The 14,454-nt window shown below is 72.1% G+C and carries 14 protein-coding genes; 8 read left to right on the forward strand and 6 right to left on the reverse strand.

Annotated features, from left to right (window positions below; translation table 11 throughout):
• The first annotated feature begins 34 nt into the window (after window positions 1–34).
• The 3 genes from B446_RS02715 (at window position 35) to B446_RS02725 (ending at window position 2,308) form a co-directional block, all read left to right on the forward strand.
• Complete coding sequence (locus tag B446_RS02715; protein ID WP_020937867.1) at window positions 35–874, forward strand: MBL fold metallo-hydrolase; 840 nt, start codon at window positions 35–37, stop codon at window positions 872–874.
• A 106-nt stretch (window positions 875–980) separates the two neighbouring features.
• On the forward strand, window positions 981–1,697 hold the full coding sequence (locus B446_RS02720) for a helix-turn-helix transcriptional regulator (RefSeq protein WP_020937868.1): 717 nt from the start codon (window positions 981–983) through the stop codon (window positions 1,695–1,697).
• A 32-nt stretch (window positions 1,698–1,729) separates the two neighbouring features.
• Window positions 1,730–2,308 carry a DUF3291 domain-containing protein gene (locus B446_RS02725; protein ID WP_078614621.1) on the forward strand — a complete coding sequence of 193 codons (579 nt, stop codon included), beginning with the start codon at window positions 1,730–1,732 and terminating at the stop codon, window positions 2,306–2,308.
• Here B446_RS02725 and B446_RS02730 read toward each other — a convergent pair.
• From B446_RS02730 to B446_RS02745, 4 genes are all read right to left on the reverse strand, one after another.
• Window positions 2,212–3,309 carry a WD40 repeat domain-containing protein gene (locus B446_RS02730; protein ID WP_043474597.1) on the reverse strand — a complete coding sequence of 366 codons (1,098 nt, stop codon included), beginning with the start codon at window positions 3,307–3,309 and terminating at the stop codon, window positions 2,212–2,214. The genes B446_RS02725 and B446_RS02730 overlap by 97 nt on opposite strands.
• A gap of 190 nt (window positions 3,310–3,499) precedes the next feature.
• Window positions 3,500–4,186 (reverse strand): hypothetical protein, encoded by a 687-nt coding sequence (locus tag B446_RS02735; protein ID WP_020937871.1) that lies wholly within the window; start codon window positions 4,184–4,186, stop codon window positions 3,500–3,502.
• A gap of 235 nt (window positions 4,187–4,421) precedes the next feature.
• The gene (locus tag B446_RS02740) at window positions 4,422–4,778 is read right to left on the reverse strand and encodes a DUF6233 domain-containing protein (RefSeq protein ID WP_043477388.1); all 357 of its coding nucleotides are present in this window, start codon (window positions 4,776–4,778) and stop codon (window positions 4,422–4,424) included.
• Between the two features lie 115 nt (window positions 4,779–4,893).
• A complete protein-coding gene (locus B446_RS02745; protein ID WP_020937873.1) occupies window positions 4,894–7,038 on the reverse strand; it encodes an MMPL family transporter in 2,145 nt (714 codons plus the stop codon).
• A gap of 98 nt (window positions 7,039–7,136) precedes the next feature.
• Here B446_RS02745 and B446_RS02750 point away from each other — a divergent pair, with 98 nt between their 5' ends.
• From B446_RS02750 to B446_RS02760, 3 genes are all read left to right on the forward strand, one after another.
• On the forward strand, window positions 7,137–7,616 hold the full coding sequence (locus tag B446_RS02750; protein WP_020937874.1) for a MarR family winged helix-turn-helix transcriptional regulator: 480 nt from the start codon (window positions 7,137–7,139) through the stop codon (window positions 7,614–7,616).
• 110 nt (window positions 7,617–7,726) lie between these two features.
• Entirely contained in the window at window positions 7,727–8,413 is a 687-nt protein-coding gene (locus tag B446_RS02755) for a GAF and ANTAR domain-containing protein (protein ID WP_020937875.1), read from the forward strand.
• 97 nt (window positions 8,414–8,510) lie between these two features.
• A complete protein-coding gene (locus B446_RS02760) occupies window positions 8,511–9,824 on the forward strand; it encodes a PP2C family protein-serine/threonine phosphatase (RefSeq protein ID WP_052352110.1) in 1,314 nt (437 codons plus the stop codon).
• 32 nt (window positions 9,825–9,856) lie between these two features.
• Here B446_RS02760 and B446_RS39555 read toward each other — a convergent pair whose 3' ends face one another.
• Window positions 9,857–10,030 carry a hypothetical protein gene (locus B446_RS39555; protein ID WP_020937877.1) on the reverse strand — a complete coding sequence of 58 codons (174 nt, stop codon included), beginning with the start codon at window positions 10,028–10,030 and terminating at the stop codon, window positions 9,857–9,859.
• Between the two features lie 116 nt (window positions 10,031–10,146).
• Entirely contained in the window at window positions 10,147–10,938 is a 792-nt protein-coding gene (locus B446_RS02765) for a TetR/AcrR family transcriptional regulator (protein WP_043474600.1), read from the reverse strand.
• 249 nt (window positions 10,939–11,187) lie between these two features.
• On the opposite strand from B446_RS02765, the gene B446_RS02770 reads away from it, so the two are divergent.
• The gene (locus B446_RS02770; RefSeq protein ID WP_020937879.1) at window positions 11,188–12,900 is read left to right on the forward strand and encodes an MFS transporter; all 1,713 of its coding nucleotides are present in this window, start codon (window positions 11,188–11,190) and stop codon (window positions 12,898–12,900) included.
• Window positions 12,901–13,197: 297 nt separating this feature from the next.
• Entirely contained in the window at window positions 13,198–14,310 is a 1,113-nt protein-coding gene (locus tag B446_RS02775; RefSeq protein WP_020937880.1) for an aminotransferase class V-fold PLP-dependent enzyme, read from the forward strand.
• Window positions 14,311–14,454: the final 144 nt, after the last annotated feature.

The raw sequence follows: 14,454 nt of genomic DNA on the forward strand, positions 1-14,454 counted from the left end.
ACAGGCGGGCTCGTCCCGCCGGGCAAGGACTCTCATGGCAGCCTTCGAGGACGCGGTCGCGATCCACTTCGTCGGCAACGCGACGGTGCTGCTGCGCTACGGCGCGCTGACCCTGCTGACGGACCCCAACTTCCTCCACCGCGGCGAGCGGGCGCACCTGGGGTACGGGCTGGTCAGCCGCCGGGTCACCGAGCCGGCCCTGGACGTGGCGGACCTGCCGCGCCTGGACGGCGTCGTCCTGTCCCATCTGCACGGTGACCACTGGGACCGCCGGGCCAGGGCCGGCCTGCCCCGGTCGGTGCCCGTCGTCACGACACCGCACGCCGCGCGCCGCCTGCGCACCCTGCAGGGGTTCCGCCGGGCGGGCGGGCTGCGCACCTGGGAGAGCTGCACCCTGCGACGGGACGACGCGCAGGTACGGATCACCGCCCTGCCCGGCCGGCACTCCCTGCTGGCGCCGCTGCGCGCGCTGCTGCCGCCGGTCATGGGCAGCATGCTGGAGTTCGGCCCCGCGGGCGGGCCGGTGCGGGTCCGGCTGTACGTCTCGGGCGACACCCTCCTGTACGACGGCCTGGAGGAGATCGCGCGGCGCTTCCCGGACGCCGACCTGGCCGTGCTCCACCTGGGCGGCACGCGGCTGCCCGGGGGCTTCGTCGTCACCATGGACGGCCTCCAGGGAGCCGAGCTGGCCCGGCGCCTCGACTACCGCCGTGTCCTGCCGGTGCACTACGACGACTACACCGTCTTCCGCTCACCGCTCCAGGACTTCCTGACCGCGGCGGCCGGGCTCGGACTCGGGGAGCGGATCGTGCACTGCCCCCGTGGCGGTCACGCGGAGGTGGTGGCGGGCGGTGACCGGCCCACCGTGCGCTGAGCGCCCCCACGTGCACGGCTCAGCCACCTCCTCGCCCGCGGCATCGCTTCGCCCTCCGGCCTGCGCTGCTTCTATCTCCGACTCGCGTTGTTCCTAGAATGGGCGGGTGGAGGACATCGACGCGATCGCCGCCCTGCAGGACCCGGTGCGGCGCCGCTTGTACGAGTACGTGGTGGCGCGGGGCCGCGAGGTCGGCCGCAACGAGGCCGCCGAGGCGACTGGCGTGGCGCGCACACTCGCCGCGCACCATCTGGACCGGTTGACCGAGGCCGGGCTGCTGGAGAGCGGCAGCCGCCGCCTGACGGGCCGTTCGGGCCCCGGGGCCGGCCGGCCCGCCAAGGTGTACACCCGGGCGCGGGCCGAGCGGGCCGTGTCCTTGCCCGCACGCGACTACCGCACGGCCGCCGAACTCCTCGCCGAGGCCGCCGAGCAGGCCGGCCTCGACACCGAACTCACCACGGCCGCGCGCCGCCGGGGCGAGGCGCTGCGCGGCCCGGCGGCCCCCTGCGGAAGCCTCGAACAGGCCATGGAGGCACTGGCGGCCCGCGGCTACGAACCGCACCTGGAGACGGGCGGGGGCACCGCGGGCACGGACGACACGGAAGGCACCGGGGACGGGGCCGGATCGGGCACACCCGTGGTCCGGATGCGCAACTGCCCCTTCCACGCGGTCGCCGAGCGCTTCCCGCCGCTCGTCTGTGGCATGAACCTCGCACTGCTGGAGGGGCTGCTCGGCGCGGACGGCGCCGTCCGCGCCCGTATGGACGCCCGGCCGGGGGGATGCTGCGTGGTGGTCGAACCTTCTAAAAACAAATCTCGTTGACATAGAAATCCGCGCCGTGCTGGGATGTGGCCATGACCGCAGCCACGCACGCCCTCCACCTCGCCCAGCTCAACGTCGCCGCCCTCACCCACCCCCTGGACGACCCGCGCACCGCTCCGTTCGTCGAGCTGCTCGACCCGGTCAACGCCGCCGCGGACGCGGCGCCCGGCTTCGTGTGGCGGCTGGTGGAGGAGGGAGCGGCCGATGCCACCGCCCTGCGCCCGATGGGCGAGAACGTCATCGTCAACCTGTCGGTGTGGGAGACCCGGGAGGCCCTGTGGGAGTTCACCTACCGCAGCGGTCACCTGGAGGTGATGCGGCGCCGCCGCGAGTGGTTCGAGCGGCACGTCGAGGCGCACATGGTGCTCTGGTGGGTCCCCGCCGGCCATCTCCCCACCGTCGGCGAGGCGTTGGAGCGGCTCGCCGACCTCAGGGCGCACGGGCCGTCCCCGCGCGCGTTCACCTTCGCCTCCGCGTACACGGCGGCCGAGGCCGCCCGGCACGGCCACGCCCCTCACGAGGTCTCGTCGCCCGCACCACCGCCGGCGGACCACACCTGGACCGTGCCGTTGGCCACCCCGATCGCCAGCGTGGACCCGGTGGTGTCGTAGGACAGACTCGTGAAGGCCTGGGACCGGGACGACGGCCTGAGCAGGCTCGGACTGCGGTGGCTGCGCAGGTTCCAGACCTGGACGTAGCCCCCTGCCGTGCTGGCCGCGAGGCGGCTGCCGTCGGTGAAGGTCAGGCCGGTGATGGACCCGATGTCGCCGGGAGCGGCCCAGCTGCGCGCCTGCGTGTAGGGGCGCGGCGCCGCCGGGTCGTGCACGTCCCAGAACCTGGTGGTCCCGTCGCTCCGCCCGGCGGCGAGGACACTGCCGTCCGGGCTGTACCCGACACTGGTGACCGACTGGCCGGAGTGCAGGGTGTCGAGCACCTCCGGACGCCGTGGGTCGCGGACGTCCCAGAGCTGGATGGTGCCGTCGATGCTGCCCACGGCCAGCGACCGGTCGGCGCGGTCGAACGCCACGTCGGTCACCGAGTGCCGGCGCGCCGGGGTCGCCACGACGTGCGGGTGGCGCGGGTCGCGTACGTCCCACAGCCGCACGACGCCCTGGGAGTTCGCCACGGCGAGCGTGTGTGCGTCATGGCTGAACGCGGTGCCCGTCACGGCGCTCCCGCGCCCGGCGGGCGGCTCCAGGGCGGCCGATTCCGCCCTCGCACCGCTCACCGGCCAGAGCAGGACGTATCCGCTGCTCGTACTGACGGCGACCGTCCTGCCGTCCGTACTGAAAGTCAGCCCCGTGACGGCGCCGGTGTACTCCGGCGTGTACCGTCTGCTCTCCTCCCGGCCGTTCAGGGCGTCCCGTACGACGACTCCCCCGTCCGAGGTGGCGGCCGCCAGGCGGGACCCGTCGGGGCTGTACGCGATGCCGGCGACGGGCCCGGCTCCGACACCGAAGGTGCGTTTGATGTCGGCCCGCGCGGTGATCGGGTCCGGGGACGGCCGCCGGTCCTGACCGGGCCATGGAATGGGCAGCGACCAGCCCGCGGTGAATGCCGCGCCGGCGACGAGAATGATGACCACGGGAATCGCGAACGTGGGAATCGACATATAGGTGCCCAAGCGGTACGGCCTGTTCCGGCGTGGCCGTCGTCGGCGTTTGGGCCCTGGGGTGAGTGCCAGGAAATCCCAGAACGTCGCCTCGGGCGAGAATCGGGCCCCTGCGGGAGGAGGCCTGAGGGCTAACTCCTGGACGAAACGTGCGGACGTTTTGCTTCCCACAAGATCTCTCCTCTTTTCCTCACTGAAGGTCCGCTGACGGGTTGGCGCTGTTCTGGCCCCCGCACTCCGCGTCGTCCTGATCCGGCGAAGCGGGCACCGGTTCCCGGCCGGCAGCGGGCGGTCTCGGGTTCTGGCCGTTCCCGTGCGGCGTCACGATGCCGGGCTCGATCGGCAGGGCGTCCGTGAACGTGAGGTCGGTCGTGTGATCGTGGTGGTCCGGGTCCGGCAGGGGCGGCAGCACGCGCTCCGGACGCTCCGCCGCCACGCCCTGCCGGTGCGCGGGAACGTCCTTGACCCGCCTGCCGTTCGGGAGGGCGGTCCCCCTCGACGGGCCGGGAACGCGCCCGGCCGAAGGGCGTTCCTGCCACTCCTCGACTTCCGTCTCCTCCTGACCGTCCGACGAGGGTCCGCCTTGGGTCTGGGTCTGGGCCAGGCGCGAAATGAGCAGGGGGGCCGTCATTCCCGTCACCATGGCGTTCATCGGCGAGAAGACGTTCGAGGACGCCGTGATCGCGGCTGGCGGGAGAACTCCGATAAAGAGACGCAGTGCGACCGCGCCCCAGAAGTACTTGCGCTGTTTCCTGTTCGACCAGGGAGGCCGAAAGCCGCGCGCGTCTCCCGGCACCCGCATCACCAGGTAGATCTGCAGAGCCTCGGCCGCAGCGCTGCCACCGAGCCCCCACAGGGCGGCATATAAGGCGTTCATATCCCTGGAGCCTAGTGCAACGAGAGTTCCCTTTTCGCCGCTTGTACGCACTGACCCCGCTCCGCACCCGTCACGGAGTAGGGAAAAAGGATTCTGCGTCTCACTCGCCACGAACGGATTTGTTCCCTGAACTGCGGGGAACCCACCCTTCGTAAATTTGTGAAATTATTCCGGACTTTTTCGGTCGGATTCGGGCGGATTCTGGCAGGCGCGGGCTCCCTGGAGCCGGGCGCGTTCAGTCCAGGACGCCCAGCGCGGTGTCCGGGCGGCAGTGCGGACAGGCGGGCACCTGCTGCCGCAGCGCCTCGACCGCCTGCTCGCGGCTGACCGGCCGGCACCGTCCGCTCTTCTTCGCCACCCAGCAGTCACCGACGTGCACGGCGTCCACGTTGGTCCGGTTGAGGCCGTGCTGGATCAGCCAGTCCGCCGCCCGCTCCCGGCGCGCCTCGGCGGTCCGGCGTCCCGTCTCGCGTCGCTCCTCGTCCGAGATCCACCGGTCGATGAGGGCCAGCTGCCGGGCGGCCTGCTGCTCGACCACACGCCGGGCGAAGCGCAGCATGTCGAGACGGGACAGCGGACGAGATTCGTTCACATGTTCGATCATAGGAGATGTGGCGCCTCCGGACACCAGGAGGGGGCCCCGCCCGCCCCCGCGATCGCGGGAACCGCGGGGCCGCCCCCGGCCCGGAGGGCCGGGCCGCTCGGCGTCAGGCGCCCGGCGGGGCTCCCGCCGTGTCCTCGGCGGCAGCCCTGAGGGGCTCCTGGGTCCGTGCCTCGGTCCCGGGGCGGGCCAGACGGCTCGGCCACCAGACAGCCGGTCCGATGTCGCGGGCCAGCGCCGGCACCAGCAACGACCGCACGACGATGGTGTCGAGCAGCACGCCGAACGCGACGATGAAGGCGATCTGCGCCAGGAAGGCCAGCGGGATGACGATGAGGGCCGCGAAGGTGGCGGCCAGCACGACGCCGGCGGAGGTGATGACACCGCCGGTGGTGACCAGCCCCCGCAGGATGCCCTGTCGCGCGCCGACGCGGATCGTCTCCTCACGCACCCGGGACATGAGGAAGATGTTGTAGTCGACTCCCAGCGCGACCAGGAACACGAACCCGTACAGCGGGACCGAGGCGTCCGTCCCCGAGAAACCGAAGCCGTGCCGGAAGACGAGGCCCGCGATGCCCAGCGTCGCCAGGTAGTTCAGCGCCACGGTCGCCACCAGCAGCACGGGCAGCAGCAGGGAGCGCAGGAGCACGACCAGGATGACCAGGATGACGGCGAGGACGACGGGGATGATGACGGCCCGGTCGTGCTCGGCGGTGCGCTGGGTGTCGTACTGCTGGGCGGTGTAGCCGCCCACCAGCGCGTGCGGGTCGGCTCCGGGGAGCCGGTCGCGCAGCCGTTGCACCGTCCGCTTGGCCGCGTCGCTGTCCGGCGCGTCGGCCAGGGTGGCGTCGACACGTACCCGGCCGTCCACCACGAGCGGTTCGCCGCCCGGCCGCCCCGACTCGCTGACCGCCTGCGCGCCCGCCACTCCCGTGGTCGCGCCGGCCGTCCGGGTCACCCGGGCCAGCCGGTCCGCGTCCGCGATGATGACGACCGGCTGCCCGGAACCGCCCGGGAAGTGCTTGCCGAGCGTCTGCTGGGCCGCGACGGACGGCGCGTCGTTGATGAACAGCTCGTCCAGCGGTACGCCCTTCGACGGCAGCAGCGGGCTGAACGCGGCACCCGCCACCAGGAGGGCGAGCGTCGCCAGCCAGAGTGGCCGGGGGCGGGTGTCGACCAGGTGGGCGACGCGTCGCCAGATGCCGTGACCGCCGGTCTCGGCGTCGGTGGACCGGGGCCTGGCCGGCCAGAAGGCGGCCCTGCCCAGCAGTGCCAGCACGGCGGGCAGGAAGGTGAGCGTCGTGACCAGGGCGCAGACGATGCCGATGGCCCCGACGGGTCCCAGCGCGCGGTTGTTGGTGAGGTCGCTGACCAGCAGGGCGAGCAGGCCGAGCGCGACGGTCGCGGCGCTCGCGGTGATGGCCCCGAGGGAGCCGCACAGCGCCTTCCGGGCGGCCGCGGCCTTGTCCCCGCCATGGACGAGTTCCTCCCGGAAGCGCGCCGTCAGCAGCAGGGCGTAGTCGGTGGCCGCGCCGATCACCAGGATCGACAGGATGCCCTGGACCTGACCGTCCACCCGTACCACGTCGTGGTCCGCCAGCACGTAGACGAGGGCACTGGCCACGCCGAGCGCGAACACCGCGCTGATGATGATCGTGAAGGGAAGTACCACACTGCGGTAGACCGCCAGAAGGATCACCAGGACGGCGGCCAGCGCGACGCCGAGCAGGATGCCGTCGATGCCGGAGAACGCGTCGGCGAGGTCGCCCTGGGTGGCCGCGGGACCCGCGATCTGGACGCGTGTGCCGTCCACCTGCCGGGCGGCGTCCCGCACGTGGTCGAGTACGTCGGGAAGCCGCTTCCCGAGATCGACCCGGAGCGGCACCACGCCCTCCAGGGCGCGGCCGTCCCGGGAGCGGAGCGCGGGCGACGGCGCGCCCTGGACCCCGTCGCTCCCGGCGAGCGACCTCAGCGCCCGGGTCGCCGCTCCCTGCCGGGCAGCGGTGACGCCGCCTTTCCCGTCGGCGGTCCACACGACGACGGCCGGAAGGCTCTCCCGCTGGTCGAACGCCTTCTGCCGGTCGATGACCTCGGTGGACTCCGCGTTCCGCGGCAGGAAGGCGGCCTGGTCGTTCGTGGACACCTCGCCGAGCTTGCCCGCGTAGGAGCCGAACGCTCCCCCGAGGCCCAGCCAGACGATCACGAGGACGACGGGGACCAGCCATCGGACCGGTCGGCGCGCTGTGTGCATGTGGTCTCCAACGTGCGCGGGCGGACGAGCGAACGAGGGACGTCCGGGTAACTCAACCATAAAGTATCTCAACGATCGAGAAATCTTATCCTTGAGGCATGCAGTACGACAGCAAGGAGAGCCTCGAGGGCTCCGCAAGCGACCTTCAGGCCTACGCCGTTCTGCTGCGCGCGCTCAACGGCGAGTTCAACCGCATCGCGCATGCGTTTGCCCAGGCGCACGACCTGCATGCCACGGACGTGCACGCCCTCGCCGCCATCCTGGACGCCTCGGCCAACGACGGCGAGCCCATGACACCCTCCCGCCTGCGCGAGCGGCTCAACCTCACCTCCGGCGCGGTCACCGCGTGCCTGGACCGGCTGGAGCGCGCGGGGCACATCAGCCGCAGCCGGGACAGCGCGGACCGCAGGGTGGTGCACCTGCACTACAACCCCCCGGCCCGCACCCTCGCCCGGCGCTACTTCAGCCCTCTGGCCCGCAGCACCGAGGCGGCCATGGCGCACTTCGATCCGGAGCAGCTGACGACGATCGCGGAGTTCCTGCGGCTGCTGAACCGCGAACTGTCACAGGAACGCTGACGGGCGTCCGCGGACACGGGAAACGAGCGCGCTCGGCCCGGTCCTCGCGCTTGCGGTGGCAGGGTGGAAGCAACGGGCACACACTGTCAGGCGGCAGGACGGAGGACCGGATGGACTGGCGTACGTTCGCCCAGCAGATGGCGACCATGGCCCGGGACCTGCTCGCACAGGACTCGGTGCACGCCACGCTGGAACGGATCACCAGCAGCGCCACCGAGCTCGTCGAGGGCTGCGACGCGGCCGGCATCCTGATCCTGCGCGGCAAACGGGTGGAGTCCCTCGCCCCGACCCATCAGATCGTCGTCGACAGCGACAGCCTGCAGGAGCGGCTCCAGGAAGGCCCGTGCTTCGACGCGGCACGCACGCAGGAGGGTGAGCGGGTGTTCCGGATCGCCGACTTCGAGGCGCCCTCGCCGCGCTGGCCCGCCTACGTCCCCCAGGGCCGCAAGCTGGGGCTCGGCAGCATGATGGGCTTCCTGCTGTTCACCGAGGACGAGGACCTCGGCGCGCTGAACCTGTACTCCTACGACGCCGGTGCCTTCAGCGAGATCAGCGAGACGGCCGGCTGGCTGCTGGCCTCGCACGCCGCGGTCGCCTTCTCCAGCGCCCGCTCCCACGCCCAGCTGGAACAGGCCGTCTCCACCCGCCACATGATCGGGGAGGCCATGGGCATCCTCATGGGCAGTCGCCACCTCACCGAGGACCAGGCCTTCGACGTCCTGCGCCGCTACTCGCAGGAGCACAACGTCAAACTCCGCGAGGTCGCCCGACAGGTCTGTGAACAGGGCAGCCTGTAGCACCGACATGGGCGTTCCGGGGCGAAAAGCGACAGCCGGGATGTCCGGGCTACCACCCCTCTCGTGACCCGGCCCCGGCGACCGGAGGTGGACCGCGATGGAAAGGAACAGCGAGAACCGCTTGGCGATGCTCGCCGACCTGCTGCACGCCAGTCACCTCATGCCGGTCGAAGCCCTGCCCGCGCAGGCGTCCGCGTGCGCGGCGGCCGCCGGCTTCCATCAGGTGCTGATCTACCTGGCCGACCTGCAGCGCACCAAACTGTGTCTGCTGGCCGAGAGCGAGGAGGCGGCCCGGCGGCACGAGGCGGAGCTGCCCATCGAGGGCACCGTGGCCGGACGCGTCTACCAGTACGGCGGTCTGATGCCGGCCTCCCCCGCGGGTACGGGTGAGTTCGAGTGGTGGGTGCCGCTGCTCGACGGGACCGAGCGCCTGGGCTTGCTGCGCGTCAGCGCCCGGCACAACGACCCCGGCGTCCGGTCGGACATGGAGGCACTGGCCTCGCTCGTCGCGCTCATCATCGTCAGCAAGCGCGTGACCAGCGACGCACTGGCCATGCTGGTGCGTGCGCGGCCGATGAGCCTGGCCGCGGAGATGCAGTGGAACCTGCTGCCGCCACGCACCTACGCGGACGGGCGGGTGGCGATCTCCGCAGCCCTGGAACCGGCGTACGACATCAGCGGGGACGTCTTCGACTACGCCGTCGACGGACCCTCCGTGCACCTGGCGATCTTCGACGCGATGGGCCACGACACCGCCGCCGGGCTGTCCGGGGCGCTGGCGCTCGGCGCCTGCCGCAACGCCCGGCGCCAGGGTCTCGACCTCATCGGTGAGGGCGAGGCCGTGGAGAGCGCGCTGCTGGAGCAGTACGACCACCAGCGCTACGTCACCGGCATCCTGGCCAGGCTCGACACCCGCACCGGCATCCTGCGCTGGGTGAACCGGGGGCACCATCCGCCTATCGTCATCCGCGACAACCGCTGGGTCACCCATCTCGCCTGCACGCCCGGCCACCCCATGGGCACCGACCTGGGACTGCCCAGCACCGTGTGCCACGAGCACCTGCAGCCCCGTGACCGCATCGTCCTGTACACCGACGGGATCACCGAGGCCCGGCGCCGCGGCGGCCGGGAGTTCGGGGTGGCGCGCTTCACCGACTTCCTCATCCGGCACCACGCCGACGGCCTGCCCGTCCCGGAGACGCTGCGCCGCCTGGTCCACGCGGTGCTCGAGTACCACGAGGGCCGACTCCAGGACGACGCCACGGTCCTGATGAGCGAATGGATCGGCCCCGCGCTGGAGCCGGCCCGCGAGGCGGCCGATCTGACGGGCCTGGCGTCCGACGGCCCGGGCGAGGCGGAGCGGGGACACGGGTACGACCAGGTGCACGGGCACGAGCGGCCGGGGGCTTGAGCGTCCGCCCGGAAAGGGCGGACGTTCGAGCCTTACCAGAAGATCGCCCAGAGGAGCACGATGATCACTGCCAGGGCCAGACACCAGATCCAGAAATGCCGGTGGCCGGTTCGGGGCCTGTCCTCCGGCCCGCCGCCACGCGGGCGGTCCTCCTCCAGTCGCGGATTGTCCGGGCGGTCCCTGGAGTAGAAGTCGCCGCCTGCCATGCGCTCACCTCCTTCACTCAGCTGACGGCCGGGTACCCCCTCGACCTGCGGACGTCACTCCCTCCACGGCCTCCGATCGGCTGAGGGACATCGACACCACCCCGGCGTGGCGCCCGTCAGCCGTCCGATGTCGCGCGGTCCTCCCGGTCCGGCAGATAGCTCGCCAGGCCGCGCAGGATGATCTGCAGGCCGATGTCGAACCTCTCGTCGGAGGAGTCCGTCACCATGAGGCCGGACAGGGCGCGCAGATGGGGGAAGTCCGCCTCGGGCAGGGACGCGAAGTAGTTCTGCATGTCGTCGGCCATCTCCCGCCAGTCGGGGCGGGCCAGGGAGGACCCGTCACCGCCCTGCTGGGCGGCACGGTCCTGCCACATGCCCTCCTCCAGCACGAACCCGTCGATGTACGTGGAGATGAGGTCGCCCGCCTCCGCCGCGATGCGGTCGGGCAGGCCCGCGGTGCGGAATATGGCGAGCAACCCCTCGACGTGCGGCAGCAGTTCGGCCGTGAAGGGGACGTGGGCCATGGAGATCCTGGCCATGTCGCGGTGGGACAGCAGACGCTGCCTGCCGGCCCGCGCGAACTCCAACAGCTGCTCCTGCCACCGCTCCGGATCGGCTTCGGGCATCTCGAAGTCGTCGAACAGGCGGGTGTACATCAGCTCCAGGAGGTCGTCCTTGGAGCTGACGTGGGCGTAGAGGGCGGAGACGGTCACGCCCAGTTCCGCGGCCACCTGACGCATCGACATCCCGTCGAGGCCGTGCCGGTCCAGCACCATGAAGGCGGCCTCGACGACGCGCTCGCGGGACAGCGGTGTGCGCGCGGGGGCCGTGTTGGCGCGGGCGGGGCGCTCGCGCTCCCACGGAGACGGCGGTGGGGTTGCTGGGCTGTCGGCGGCCGCGTCTGTCATGCGACCAGTCTAGGCGCACGGGAGAACACTGTTCTGCGCCGGTGAGCGGCGTCCGAGGCGCAGTCGACCCCAACCCAGACGCGATATATCTTGTGCGTCGCGTCCGGGTTGCGCTATATCTTGATGAACAGCGTTCTCTGGATGAGCACTGTTCTGCTACGGTGAACACCGTTCACCAGATCCGTCATCCGTTCCTGCGCCCCTCGCGGACCGTCTTCCGAGGTGTGCACCGCTCTGCGAGGAGTTCCGATGTCCACCACCGGTGTCGCGTCCATGGAGACGCCCACCGACTCGCCCACGCCCTACCGGTGGCGCTGGGCTGCTCTCTTCGTGATCCTCGCGGCCGAGGTGATGGACCTCCTCGACGCCGTCGTCACGAACATCGCCGGTCCCTCCATGCGGGCCGACCTGGGCGGCGGGGCCTCCACCCTGCAGTGGCTCGCCGCCGCGTACACGCTGTCGATGGCCGTCGGGCTCGTCACCGGTGGCCGGCTCGGGGACATCCACGGACGTCGCAGGATGTTCCTGGTGGGCGCCGCCGGCTTCACCGTGGGCTCGCTGCTGTGCGCGGTGTCCGTGTCGCCCGAGATGCTGATAGGCGCCCGCGTCGTGCAGGGCCTGTTCGGCGCGGTGATGCTGCCCCAGGGCCTCGGCATGATCAAGGAGATGTTCCCGCCCAAGGAGTCGCAGAAGGCCTTCGGCATGTTCGGCCCGGTCATGGGGCTGTCCGCGGTGTGCGGGCCGATCCTGGCGGGCTGGCTCGTGGACGCCGACTACTTCGGCACCGGCTGGCGGATGATCTTCCTGATCAACCTGCCGCTGGGTGCCGCGGCCTTCCTCGGTGCGCTGCGTTACCTGCCCAGGGGCCGCTCCGAGAGCAAGCCGCGCCTCGACATCCCCGGCATGCTCCTGGTCTCGCTGGCCGCGCTGCTCCTCATCTTCCCGCTCGTCCAGGGCCGTGAGTACGACTGGCCCGTCTGGGCGTTCGCGATGATGGGCGCCTCCGCCGTCGTCTTCGCGGTCTTCGCCAGGTACGAGTCGCGCCGCAGCAGCGCCGGCCAGGACCCGCTGGTCGTCCCGAGCCTCTTCCGCAAGCGCGGGTTCAGCGGCGGCATGATCCTCGGACTGGTCTTCTTCTCGACCATGCAGGGCTTCATGCTGGTCTTCAACCTCTACACCCAGATAGGCCTCGGCTACTCGCCGCTCAAGGCGGGTCTGGTCATGGTGCCCTGGTCGGGCGGCATGATCGTCGGATTCGGGATCGCGCAGGGAGTCGCCCGGTTCGGGCGTGCCGTCCTCCAGGCGGGCACCGTCGTCATGGCGGCCGGCGTGTTCGGTGTGTGGCTGACCCTCGACATCGCCGGAAGCGGCGTAGGCCCCTGGCAGCTGCTGCCGTCCCTGCTCGTCACCGGCATCGGCATGGGCCTGCTCATGGCACCGTTCTTCGACATCGTGCTGGCCAGCGTCGAGCAGCACGAGACGGGTTCGGCGTCCGGCACCATGACCGCCATGCAGCAGCTCGGCGGTGCCTTCGGCGTGGCCATCCTCGGCACCGTGTTCTTCGGCCTGCTGGGCGGCGGTATCGCCACCGCCGTCGACCACCGCTCGGACGGTCTGCGCGGACAGCTCGCCGCCGCCCACGTGGCACCCGCCGCGCGGGATCGCGTCGTGGCGGACCTGCGCACGTGCGCGTCGGACCGCGCCGTGGCCAAGGACCCCGCCGCCACCCCGGCGTCCTGCGCGCGACTGGAGAAGGACACGCGGTCCGCGGTGACCTCGCCCGAGGCCGGCGCCCGGATCCCCGCGGCCCTGAAGGCCACCGCGACCTCGGCCTTCCAGGGCGGTTTCGGCTCGGTCATGAAGACGGTGCTGTGGATCGTCGACGGCATGCTCGCGCTGACCTTCCTGCTGTCCTTCCTCCTGCCGCGCCAGGCGCGCCCCGAGGAGGCCGGCGGACACTGACACCGGGACGGCCCACGGGCCGCACCGGCGAACGGGACGACCGGGCACCTCGCCTCGCGGGGAGGGGTGCCCGGTCGTCCCGTCACCGGCGCCCTGCGCGTACCGTGCGTGCGGGTGGAGACGCGCACGGGTCCGGTGGGCGCGCGAGAGGCGCCGGCACACCGAACACCCGGCACTCCCCCGCCCGGTGTGACCGGCACCCCCGCCGACCCGTCGGCCGACACGTACGAACACCGCCCACCGCCCACTGTCCGCCGTCCGCTGTCCGCCGTCCGCCGTCGCGAAAGGACGAGCCCCGTGCTCACGCCGTACGCAGCCCACTTCGACACGCCCGCCGGGTATCTCGACTTCGCACGGTTCGGTCCGCCGTCGCGTGACGTCGTGTCCGCCACCGCGCGGGCCATGCAGGAGTCCGCCCGCGCCGACCACACCACCGTGGACGGACTGATGCGCGCGGAAGGCGTCGCCCGGGACGCGGCCGCGCGGCTCGCGGGCACCGACGCCGGGCACACCGTGCTGCTGCCCAACGCGTCCACCGGCCTGTTCCACGCCGCGCTCGGCGTCCGGGAGGGCGTGGTCCTCGCGCCGCGCACCGACTTCCCGGCGAACCACTACCCGTGGCGCCGCGCCGCGGAGCTGGGCCGGGCCACGCCGCGCTGGATCGACCCGGCGCCGGGCGGCGGGGTGACCGCCGACCTGGTCCGCGCGGCGCTGACCGACGAGGTGGTCGCCGTGTCCGTCAGCGCGGTCGACTTCCGCACCGGCTTCCGCGTCGACCTGGCGGCGCTACGGGAGGCGATCGGCCCGGACCGGCTGCTGATCGTCGACGCCATCCAGGCGTTCGGGGTGGCCGAACTGGCGTGGGACGCGGCCGACGTCGTGGTCGCGGGCGGCCAGAAGTGGCTGCGCGCGGGCTGGGCCACCGGCTTCGCGACGCTCTCCGACCGTGCGCTGGACGCCCTCGATCCGGTCCTCACCGGCTGGACGGGTGTCGAGGACGTCGGTGTCTTCGACGGGGCGGAGCACCCGCCCGCCCCGGACGCGCGACGGTGGTCGATCACCAATCTCAGCCCGGTGGCAGCCGCCGCGTTCGCGGCGGCGCTGGGCCTCGTCGAGCGGTACACCGTCGTGGCGATCGAGGGTGCGATCGCCACGCGCGTCGCCGAACTCACCGATGTCGTCGAGCGCTTCGGCGGTCGGGTCCTCTCCCCCGCCGACCCGGCCCGGCGCGCGGGCGTGCTCTCCTTCACGCTGCCGGACCACGAACCCGCGGTGGTCGCGAAGGCGCTGCACGCCGAGGGCGTCACCCCGACCGTGCGCGCCGACTCGTTCAGACTCTCCCCGCACGCCTCGACCCCGCCGGAGGCGTCGGAGCGGGTCGCGGCCGCGTTGTCGTCCCTGACGGCGTGACCGCCGGGCCGCCCGACCGCTTGGTGGCCCGGCGGCCGGGCCGCCCGAAGGGGGCGGACCCTGACCCGGCGGTCTGTGGCTGACAGCGCCCGCTCCCGTACAGTCCGTGCTGCAACTGCTGTCAGCGCGGTCAGCGCTGTCCGG

Source organism: Streptomyces collinus Tu 365 (assembly GCF_000444875.1).
Classification (GTDB): domain Bacteria; phylum Actinomycetota; class Actinomycetes; order Streptomycetales; family Streptomycetaceae; genus Streptomyces; species Streptomyces collinus_A.

Excerpts from the sequence above, each read along its gene's own strand:
- B446_RS02715 (WP_020937867.1), top strand. The coding sequence starts at position 35 with ATGGCAGCCTTCGAGGACGCGGTCGCGATCCACTTCGTCGGCAACGCG.
- B446_RS02725 (WP_078614621.1), top strand. The coding sequence starts at position 1,730 with ATGACCGCAGCCACGCACGCCCTCCACCTCGCCCAGCTCAACGTCGCC.
- B446_RS02730 (WP_043474597.1), bottom strand. The coding sequence starts at position 3,309 with ATGTCGATTCCCACGTTCGCGATTCCCGTGGTCATCATTCTCGTCGCC.
- B446_RS02735 (WP_020937871.1), bottom strand. The coding sequence starts at position 4,186 with ATGAACGCCTTATATGCCGCCCTGTGGGGGCTCGGTGGCAGCGCTGCG.
- B446_RS02745 (WP_020937873.1), bottom strand. The coding sequence starts at position 7,038 with ATGCACACAGCGCGCCGACCGGTCCGATGGCTGGTCCCCGTCGTCCTC.
- B446_RS02750 (WP_020937874.1), top strand. The coding sequence starts at position 7,137 with ATGCAGTACGACAGCAAGGAGAGCCTCGAGGGCTCCGCAAGCGACCTT.
- B446_RS02755 (WP_020937875.1), top strand. The coding sequence starts at position 7,727 with ATGGACTGGCGTACGTTCGCCCAGCAGATGGCGACCATGGCCCGGGAC.
- B446_RS02760 (WP_052352110.1), top strand. The coding sequence starts at position 8,511 with ATGGAAAGGAACAGCGAGAACCGCTTGGCGATGCTCGCCGACCTGCTG.
- B446_RS39555 (WP_020937877.1), bottom strand. The coding sequence starts at position 10,030 with ATGGCAGGCGGCGACTTCTACTCCAGGGACCGCCCGGACAATCCGCGA.
- B446_RS02765 (WP_043474600.1), bottom strand. The coding sequence starts at position 10,938 with ATGACAGACGCGGCCGCCGACAGCCCAGCAACCCCACCGCCGTCTCCG.
- B446_RS02770 (WP_020937879.1), top strand. The coding sequence starts at position 11,188 with ATGTCCACCACCGGTGTCGCGTCCATGGAGACGCCCACCGACTCGCCC.